This window comes from Embleya sp. NPDC001921, assembly GCF_053594475.1.
Window position 1 is genome coordinate 99381 of sequence record NZ_JBSFEO010000042.1, and the last position, 9923, is coordinate 109303.

The 9923-nt window shown below is 74.2% G+C and carries 1 protein-coding gene; it reads left to right on the forward strand.

Features of this window, described 5'->3' with window-relative positions:
- Positions 1-202 precede the first annotated feature (202 nt).
- Positions 203-9923, forward strand: a 9721-nt coding sequence (locus tag ACWCPW_RS38035; protein WP_449766154.1) for a type I polyketide synthase, incomplete at its 3' end; no start/stop codon positions are given.

Genomic DNA, 9923 nt, shown 5'->3' on the forward strand with positions numbered 1-9923 from the left:
TCGCACCGCCGACCGCCGACCGCCGACCGCCGACCGCCGACCGCCGACCGCCGACCGCCGACGACCGATACCCGCCGCCCAGCGGCCGGCATCCGCCGCCCGTCCTTGTTCGCACTCGCCGTTCGGTGAGCGGCCGAGTCCCGCCCCGACACTCCGCTCGACCGTTCGATCCATCCGTTTTCGGTACGGGGGTACCAGCACCATGGCCAGGAAGTCCGCGTCCGTGCAGCCGGCAGACGACTCCATCGCGGTGATCGGCATCTCCTGCCGGCTGCCGAAGGCGCCGGACCCGGCCGCCTTCCGGGCGCTGCTGCGCGCCGGCGGCCACGGCATCACCGAACCCCCCGCCGACCGCTGGGACGCGGACGCGTACTACGACCCCGACCCGAGCGTCCCCGGCCGGATGAACACCCGGTGGGGCGGCTTCATCGACGACGTCGACCGGTTCGACCCGGCGTTCTTCGGGATCAGCCCGCGCGAGGCCCGGTCGATGGACCCGCAGCAGCGACTGGCCCTGGAACTGGGCTGGGAGGCGTTCGAGAACGCCGGCATCGTGCCCGCGAGTCTGGCCGACAGCGCGACCGGGGTCTGGATCGGCGCCAACTACGACGACTACGCGCGACTGGTGCACCAGGCCGGCCCCGAGGCGGTCCACCGGCACACCGTCACCGGCCTGCAGCGCGGCGTGCTCGCCAACCGCCTCTCGTACCTGCTGCACCTGCGCGGACCCAGCATGTCCGTGGACGCGGCCCAGTCGTCCGCACTGGTCGCCGTGCACCTGGCCTGTGAGAGCCTGCGCCGGGGCGAGACCACCCTCGCCGTGGCCGGCGGCGTGAACCTGAACCTGATCCCGGACAGCACCCTGGGCGCCGCCAAGTTCGGCGGCCTGTCGCCCGACGGTCGTTGCCACACCTTCGACGCCCGGGCCAACGGCTACGTGCGCGGCGAGGGCGGCGCGCTGATCGTGCTCAAGCCGCTGGACCTCGCCCGCCGCGACGGCGACCACATCCACTGCGTGATCCGCGGCGGCGCGGTCAACAACGACGGCGGCGGCGCCGGGCTCACCGCCCCCAACCCGCTCGCCCAACAGGACGTGCTGCGCGCCGCCTACCGCGCGGCCGGCGTCGACCCCGCCGACGTCCAGTACGTCGAACTGCACGGCACCGGCACCAGGGTCGGCGACCCGATCGAGGCCGCCGCGCTGGGCGCGGTGATCGGCGCGGCCCGCGCCGACCGCTCCCGCGGCCCCCTGCTGGTCGGGTCCGCCAAGACCAACGTCGGCCACCTCGAGGGCGCCGCGGGCATCGTCGGCCTGCTCAAGACCGTGCTGTGCCTGGAGCACCGCGAACTGGTGCCCAGCCTCAACTACGAAGTTCCCAACCCCGACATCGACTTCGCCGGACTCAACCTCCGGGTCAGCCAAGACACCGGCACCTGGACCGCACCCGACGGCGAACTGCTCGCCGGGGTCTCCTCGTTCGGCATGGGCGGGACCAACTGCCACCTCGTGCTGTCCTCCGCGCCGGACGCGCCGACCGAGGCCGCGAGGGTTCACGCGGGGGACGACGACGCCTCGACCCCGCTGCCGTGGGTGGTGTCCGGTCGTACCGAGCACGCCTTGGTCGAACAGGCCGCACGGCTGCGCGACTTCGTGACCGAGCGGCCCGAGTTCACGGTGGCCGAGGTGGGTCGCGCGCTGACCGGGACCCGATCCGCCTTCGAGCAGCGCGCCGTGCTGCTCGGCGCCGGACGCGCCGAACTGCTCGCCGCGCTCACCTCGCTCGCCGCGGCCGACGACCTGCCCGACCCCGGTGTGGTGCGCGGGGTCGGCGGCACCGAACGCCCGGTCGCGCTGGTGTTCCCCGGTCAGGGCTCGCAGTGGGTCGGGATGGCGGCCGAACTTCTCGACGCTTCTCCGGTGTTCGCGGCGCGGATCGCGGAGTGCGAGGCGGCGTTGGCGGAGTTCGTCGACTGGTCGCTGGTCGGGGTGTTGCGGGGTGGTGCGGGTGCGCCGTCGTTGGACCGGGTGGATGTGGTCCAGCCGGTGTTGTTCGCGGTGATGGTGTCGTTGGCGCGGGTGTGGCGTTCGTTCGGGGTGGTGCCGGCGGCGGTGGTGGGTCATTCGCAGGGTGAGATCGCGGCGGCGTGTGTCGCGGGCGGGCTCACCTTGTCGGACGCGGCGCGCGTGGTGGCCTTGCGCAGTCGGGCGATCGGGCGGTCGCTGGCCGGGCGCGGCGGCATGGTGTCCGTACCGCTGGCGGTCGCCGACGTCGAGGAACGCCTTTCCGCGTGGACCGGCCGGATCGGCGTCGCGACGGTCAACGGGCCCGCGTCGACGGTGGTTTCCGGTGACCCGAACGCGCTGGAGGAACTGATCGGCGCGCTGGCCGCGGACGGCGTCGAGGGTCGGCGGATCCCGGTGGACTACGCGTCGCACTCGGCGCACGTCGAGGACCTGCGGGAGGAGCTCCTGGAGATCCTGGGGCCGATCGTGCCGCGTTCGTCGGTGGTTCCGTTCTACTCGGCGGTGACCGGTGAGCGTCTGGACACGGCCGGGTTGGACGCCGGCTACTGGTTCCGCAATCTGCGTGAGCCGGTGCGGTTCGACCTGGCGACGCGGGCGCTGCTGGCGGACGGGATCGGCGCGTTCGTCGAGGCGACCCCGCACCCGGTGCTCACGGTCGGGATGCGTGGCACCATCGACGAGCGCGGCGCCGACGCGATCACCCTCGGCACGCTGCGCCGCGACGACGGCGGCGCCGACCGCCTGCTGCGCTCGCTGAGCGAGGCGTACGTCCAGGGCGTCGCCGTCGACCTCTCGGTCGCCTTCGCGCACACCGACACGCGCCGGGTCCCGCTGCCCACCTACGCGTTCCAGCGCGAGCGCCACTGGCTGGACGTACCGACCGGGCAACGCCCGGCACCGCCGGTCGCCGCGCCCGTCGCGGCGGCGATCGACGCGGACGGCGACGTGCGGCGCGAGGCCGAGTCGAACCCGCTCGTACGGCGCCTGGCCGGGCTCGGCGAGGCGGAGCAGACCAGGACGCTGACCGACCTGGTCCTCGGCCACATCGCCGTCGTGCTCGGACACGGTTCCGCCGGAACGGTGGACGCGACGCTGTCGTTCAAGGACCTCGGCTTCGACTCGGTGAGCCTGGTCGAACTGCGCGACCGCCTCACCGCCGCCACCGGGCTCGACCTCCCGCCCACGCTGCTGTTCAACCACCCGACCGGAGCGGCCACCGGACAACACCTGCGCGCCCTCCTGCTCGACACCGACCCCGGCGCCGACGAACCCCGTCCCGACGCGGGCCTCGACGCGGCCGCCGGTGCGCGGCGCGACGCGGACGACCCCATCGTGATCGTCGGGATGAGCTGCCGACTGCCGGGCGGCGTGCGCTCGCCCGCCGACCTGTGGCGACTGGTCGCGGACGGCACCGACGCCGTCTCGGTGTTCCCGACCAACCGGGGCTGGGACCTGGACAACCTCTACGACCAGGACCCGGAACGGTCCGGCACCAGCTACACCCGGTACGGCGGATTCCTCTACGACGCCCCCGAGTTCGACGCGGCCTTCTTCGGCATCTCGCCGCGCGAGGCGCAGGCCATGGACCCGCAGCAGCGGTTGCTCCTGGAGACCTCCTGGGAATCGCTGGAACACGCCGGGATCGACCCCGACTCGCTGCGCGGCAGCCGCACCGGTGTCTTCGTCGGCGCGATGGCCCAGGACTACGGCGCCCGCCTGCACGAGGCCGCCGCCGGCCACGAGGGCTATCTGCTCACCGGCAGCACGGTCAGCGTCGCGTCCGGCCGGGTGGCCTACACGCTCGGTCTGGAAGGCCCCGCGATCACCGTGGACACCGCGTGCTCGTCCTCGCTGGTCGCGCTGCACTGGGCGGCCCAGGCACTGCGGCGCGGCGAATGCGGCCTGGCCCTGGCCGGCGGCGTGGCGGTGATGTCCTCACCCGGCATGTTCGTCGAGTTCAGCCGCCAGCGCGGACTTTCCGCGGACGGCCGGTGCAAGGCGTTCGCGGCGGCCGCGGACGGCACCGGCTGGGCCGAGGGCGCCGGCATCCTGGTCCTGGAACGGCGCTCGGACGCGCTGCGCAACGGCCACCGGATCCTGGCCGTGCTGCGCGGCTCGGCGATCAACCAGGACGGTGCCAGCAACGGCCTGACCGCGCCGAACGGCCTCGCCCAGGAACGGGTCATCCGCGCGGCGCTGGCCGACGCGGGCCTGTCCGCGGCGGACGTGGACGCGGTGGAGGCGCACGGCACCGGGACCGCGCTGGGCGACCCGATCGAGGCGCACGCGCTGCTGGCCACGTACGGACGCGAGCACGCGGTTGAACAGCCGTTGTGGCTGGGGTCGTTGAAGTCGAACATCGGCCACACCCAGGCCGCCGCCGGGGTCGCGGGCGTGATCAAGATGGTGGAGGCGCTGCGCCGCGCCGAACTGCCCCGCACGCTGCACGTCGACGCGCCCTCCCCGCACGTGGACTGGACCGCGGGCGCGGTGTCGTTGCTGACCGAGCAGCGGACCTGGCCCGAGACCGGCGCGCCGCGCCGGGCCGCGGTCTCCTCGTTCGGGATCAGCGGCACCAACGCGCACGTGGTCCTGGAACAGGCCTTCCCGGCCCCGAACCAGGTCCCGAGCCCGAGCCCGAACCAGGCCCCGAACTCGACCCCGAACCAGGTCCCGAGCCCGAGCCCGCGTCAGGCACCGGCGGACCCGTCGGCGCCGCGACCGGCGCCGACCCCGGTCCCGTGGGTGCTCTCCGCCCGCTCCGCCGCCGCGCTGCCCGCGCAGGCCGAACGGCTGCGCGCGTACGCGGCGGCCGATCCGCAGGCGACGCCCGCGTCGATCGGGCGGGCGCTGGTGGACACGCGTGCCGCGATGGAGCACCGCGCGGTGCTGGTCGGCACGGACCGGGACACGCTGCTCGACGGGCTCGCGTCCCTGGCGGCGGGCCGGGGGGTTCGGGCCGAGGCCGCGGTGAGCGGGCGTGCGGTGGCCCTGGTCTTTCCCGGCCAGGGCTCGCAATGGCTGGGCATGGCACGTGAGTTGCTCGACGCGTCGCCGGTGTTCGCCGCACGGATCGCGGAGTGCGAGGCGGCGTTGGCGGAATTCGTCGACTGGTCGCTGACCGAGGTGCTGCGCGCCGAGGATCCGGAGGCCGGCGGGCTGGACCGGGTGGATGTGGTTCAGCCGGTGTTGTTCGCGGTCATGGTGTCGTTGGCCGAGCTGTGGCGCTCGTTCGGCGTGGTGCCCTCGGCCGTGGTGGGTCATTCGCAGGGCGAGATCGCGGCGGCGTGCGTGTCGGGCGGCCTGTCGCTGTCGGACGCGGCCCGGGTGGTCGCGCTGCGCAGTCGGGCGATCGCGGTGTCGCTGGCCGGCCGGGGCGGCATGGTGTCCGTACCCCTGCCGGTCGCGGACGTCGAGGCGCGGTTGCCGCGCTGGTCCGGCCGAGTGAGCGTGGCGACGGTGAACGGCCCCGCGTCGACGGTGGTCTCCGGTGAGCCGGACGCGCTGGACGAGCTGCTGGCCGGATACGAGGCGGAGGACGTACGGGCCCGGCGGATCCCGGTGGACTACGCGTCGCACTCCGCGCAGGTGGAGGACCTGCGGGACGAACTCCTGGAGATCCTGGGTCCGATCGTGCCGCGTTCGTCGGTGATCCCGTTCTACTCGGCGGTGACCGGAGAACGTCTGGACACGGCCGGGTTGCACGCCGGCTACTGGTTCCGCAATCTGCGTGAGCCGGTGCGGTTCGACCTGGCCACGCGGGCGCTGCTGGCGGATGGGATCGGCGCGTTCATCGAGGCGAGCCCGCACCCGGTACTGACGGTGGGCGTGCAGGGCACACTGGACGCGGTCGACGCGAGCGCGGTGACCGTGGGCACCCTGCGCCGCGACCACGGCGGCCCGGCGCGCTTCCTCGAGTCGCTGGGCGAGGCGTACGTCCAGGGCGTCGAGGTGGACTGGTCGCCCGCGTTCACCGGCCCCGACGACGCCGTCGACGCACCGCCGGTCGACCTGCCGACCTACGCCTTCCAGCGTGAGCACTACTGGCTGGACGCCCCGGTGGCCGGGTCGGACCGGGAGCAGGATCCGGAGGAGGCCGCGTTCTGGGCGGCCGTGGACGACGAGGACCCGACGGCGCTGCCCGAGATGCCGGCGGCGGACGCCGACGACCGGCGCTCGCTGGACGCGGCACTGCCGATCCTGTCCTCGTGGCGCCGGCAGCGTCGGGAGAGGTCCACCATCGACGGGTGGCGCTACCGGATCGGCTGGCAGCCGATCCCCGAGTCGGCGGCGCCCACCGCGACCGGCACCTGGTTGCTGATCACGTCGGCGGGCGCGACCGCCGACGAGGACACGATCGCCGTCGCGATCGAGGCGGAACTCACCGCACGCGGCGCCACCGTGCGCACGGTGCCGGTCGCCACCGGCGCCCCGGACCGCGCGAAGCTCGCCGCCGCACTGCGCGCCGCGCGTGACGAGGCCCCCCACGTCGAGGGCGTGCTCTGCCTGACCGCCCTGACCGCCCAGACCGCCCTGACCGCCCAGACCACCCTGACCGCCCAGACCACCCTGACCGACGCGGCAGGCGAGTCGGGGCTGTCGACGCGGACTTCGGCCGTGCTGACACTGGTCCAGGCGCTCGCGGACGCGGACGTACCGGCCAGGCTGTGGACGCTCACCCGAGGCGCGGTCGCGGTCCGCGGCGGCCACGACACCGACGCCGCGCCGACGCCCGGATCGGCGGCGGTATGGGGCCTGGGCCGGGTCGCGGCGCTCGAACACCCGCAGCGCTGGGGCGGCTTGATCGACCTGCCCGAAACCCCCGACGAGCGGACCTGTCGGAGCCTCGTGGCGGTCCTCGCGGCCTCGGACGAGGACCAGGTGGCGCTGCGACCGTCCGGTGTGTACGGCCGACGCCTGACCCGCGCCCCGCGCACCGCCGGCCCGACCGCCGAGTGGCGCACCCGGGGCACCGCGTTGGTGACCGGCGGGACCGGCGCGCTCGGCGCACACCTCGCCCGCTGGCTGGTGGCGCGCGGCGCGGAGCACCTGGTGCTGACCGGCAGGCGAGGCCCGGACACGCCGGGCGCCGCCGCCCTGGTCGCCGAACTGACCGCGCTGGGCGCGCGGGTGACCGTCGCCGCGTGCGACACCGCCGACCGGGCCGCGCTGGCCGAACTGGTCGAGCGGGTACGCACCGAGCACGGCCCGATCCGCACCGTCGTCCACGCCGCGGGCGTCATGCGGTCCACGCCGCTCCTGGACGCCGACCCGGCCGAGACCGAGGCCGTACTGGCCGGAAAGGCACGCGGCGCCGAGCACCTGGACGCGCTCTTCGCCGACAGCCCCGGCGACGACCTGGACGCCTTCGTGCTGATCTCCTCCAACGCGGGCGTCTGGGGCGGCGGCGGGCAGGGCGCCTACGCCGCCGCGAACGCCGAGCTGGACGCGATCGCCGAGCGCCGCCGGGCCCGAGGGCTGACCGCCACGTCGGTGGCGTGGGGCGCGTGGGCCGGCGCCGGGATGTCCGCCGGAGACACCGGCGAGCGATTCGAACGCCTCGGCGTCACCGCGATGGCCCCCGAGGCCGCGCTGACCGTGCTCGGTCAGGCCCTCGCGGACGACGAGACCTTCCTCGCGGTCGCCGATGTGCAGTGGGCCCGGTTCGCCACCACCTTCACCGTGACCAGGCCCAGCCCGCTGATCGGTGACCTGCCCGAGGTCCGGCGGGCCCTGGCCGGTACGGCCGACGGCCACAGCGCCGAATCCTCGACCACCGCGCTGCCGGCCGGCCTGGCCGGATTGCCCGCGAGCGAACGGCTGCACGCACTGCGCGAACTCGTCCGCGGCGCGGCCGCCGGAGTCCTGGGCCACGCGTCGGTCGACGCCATCGAGGCGCACCGCACCTTCAAGGAACTCGGTTTCGACTCGCTCACCGCGGTCGACATCCGCAACCGCCTCAACGCGAGCACCGGCCTGCGTCTGGCGGGCAGCCTGGTCTTCGACTACCCGACCCCGGACGGCCTGGCCCGCCACCTGCTCGACGAACTCTTCGGCGCCGCGCCGGATTCCGGGCCGGGCGACACGGCCGGCCCGAGCGCACCCGCGGTGCGGGTCGATCCGGACGAGCCGATCGCGATCGTCGGGATGAGCTGCCGCTACCCGGGCGGGGTGACCTCGCCCGAGGAGCTGTGGCAGTTGGTCGTGGAAGGCCGCGAGGGCATCACCGGCTTCCCGGTCGACCGCGGGTGGGACCTGGACGCGCTGTACCACCCCGACCCGGCGCACGTCGGCACCAGCTACACACGGCAGGGCGGATTCCTGCACACCGCAGGCGAGTTCGACGCGTCCTTCTTCGGCATCTCGCCGCGTGAGGCGCTCGCGATGGACCCGCAGCAGCGGTTGCTCTTGGAGGCCTCGTGGGAGGCGTTCGAGCACGCCGGGATCGACCCGGCCTCGTTGGCGGGCACCCACACCGGTGTCTTCGTCGGTTCCAACGGCCAGGACTACGGCCCGCACCTGCACGAGGCACCCGAGGGTCTGGAGGGCTACTTCCTGACCGGCAACGCGGCCGCGGTGATCTCCGGGCGAGTCGCCTACGCACTGGGCCTGGAGGGTCCCGCCGTCACGGTGGACACCGCGTGCTCGTCGTCGCTGGTCGCGCTGCACCTGGCCGGCCAGGCGCTGCGGCGCGGCGAGTGCACGCTGGCACTGGCGGGCGGCGTGACGGTGATGGCGAAGCCCGGCGTGTTCCTGGAGTTCAGCCGGCAGCGCGGCCTCTCCCCGGACGGCCGCTGCCGTTCGTTCGCGGCCTCGGCGGACGGCACCGGCTGGGCGGAGGGCGTCGGCCTGCTCGCCCTGGAACGGCTGTCGGACGCGCGCCGCAACGGACACCGCGTGCTCGCGGTGATCCGCGGTACGGCGATCAATCAGGACGGTGCGAGCAATGGTTTGACGGCGCCGAATGGTCCGTCGCAGCAGCGGGTGATTCGGGCGGCGTTGGTGGATGCGGGGTTGTCGGCCGCGGAGGTGGATGCGGTCGAGGCGCATGGTACGGGGACGCGGTTGGGTGATCCGATCGAGGCGCAGGCGTTGTTGGCGACGTATGGGCGAGAGCGTGCGGGTGGGCGGCCGCTGTGGTTGGGGTCGTTGAAGTCGAACATCGGTCATGCGCAGGCGGCTGCGGGTGTGGGCGGTGTGATCAAGATGGTCGAGGCGATGCGTCACGGTGTGTTGCCTCGGACGCTGCACGTGGACGAGCCCTCGCCACAGGTGGATTGGGCGTCGGGTGCGGTGTCGTTGTTGACGGAGTCGGTGGCGTGGCCGGAGACGGGTGCGCCGCGCCGGGCCGGGATCTCCGCCTTCGGGGTCAGCGGCACCAACGCACACGTGATCCTGGAGCGGCCGGAAGCCGAGGAGAGCCCGACCGCCACCGCCGGTGAGCCGGAGGCCGAGACGGATGCGGCGCCGGCGGCGCTGCCGACCCCGATTCCGCTGTCCGCGCGCGGCGGCGCGGCGCTGCGCGAACAGGCGGCTCGGTTGCGGGCGTTCGTCGCGACGGCGACGGACACCCCGCTGGTCGACCTGGGCTACTCGCTGGCCACCGGGCGCGCCGCGCTCGACGACCGGGCCGTGTTGTTCGTGGACGACCACGCCGAACTGCTCGCGGCGCTGGACGCGTTGGTCGAGGACCGCGAAGGGCCGCGACTGGTGCGCGGTACGGCGAGCGCCGAGCCGGGCCGGTTGGTGTTCGTGTTCGCGGGTCAGGGTGGTCAGCGGGTGGGGATGGGTCGTGGGTTGTACGCGGTGTTTCCGGTGTTCGCGGCGGCGTTCGACGAGGTGTGCGATCGGCTCGAAGCGGAGCTGGGCGAGGGTGCGTTGCGCGGGGTGATCTCGG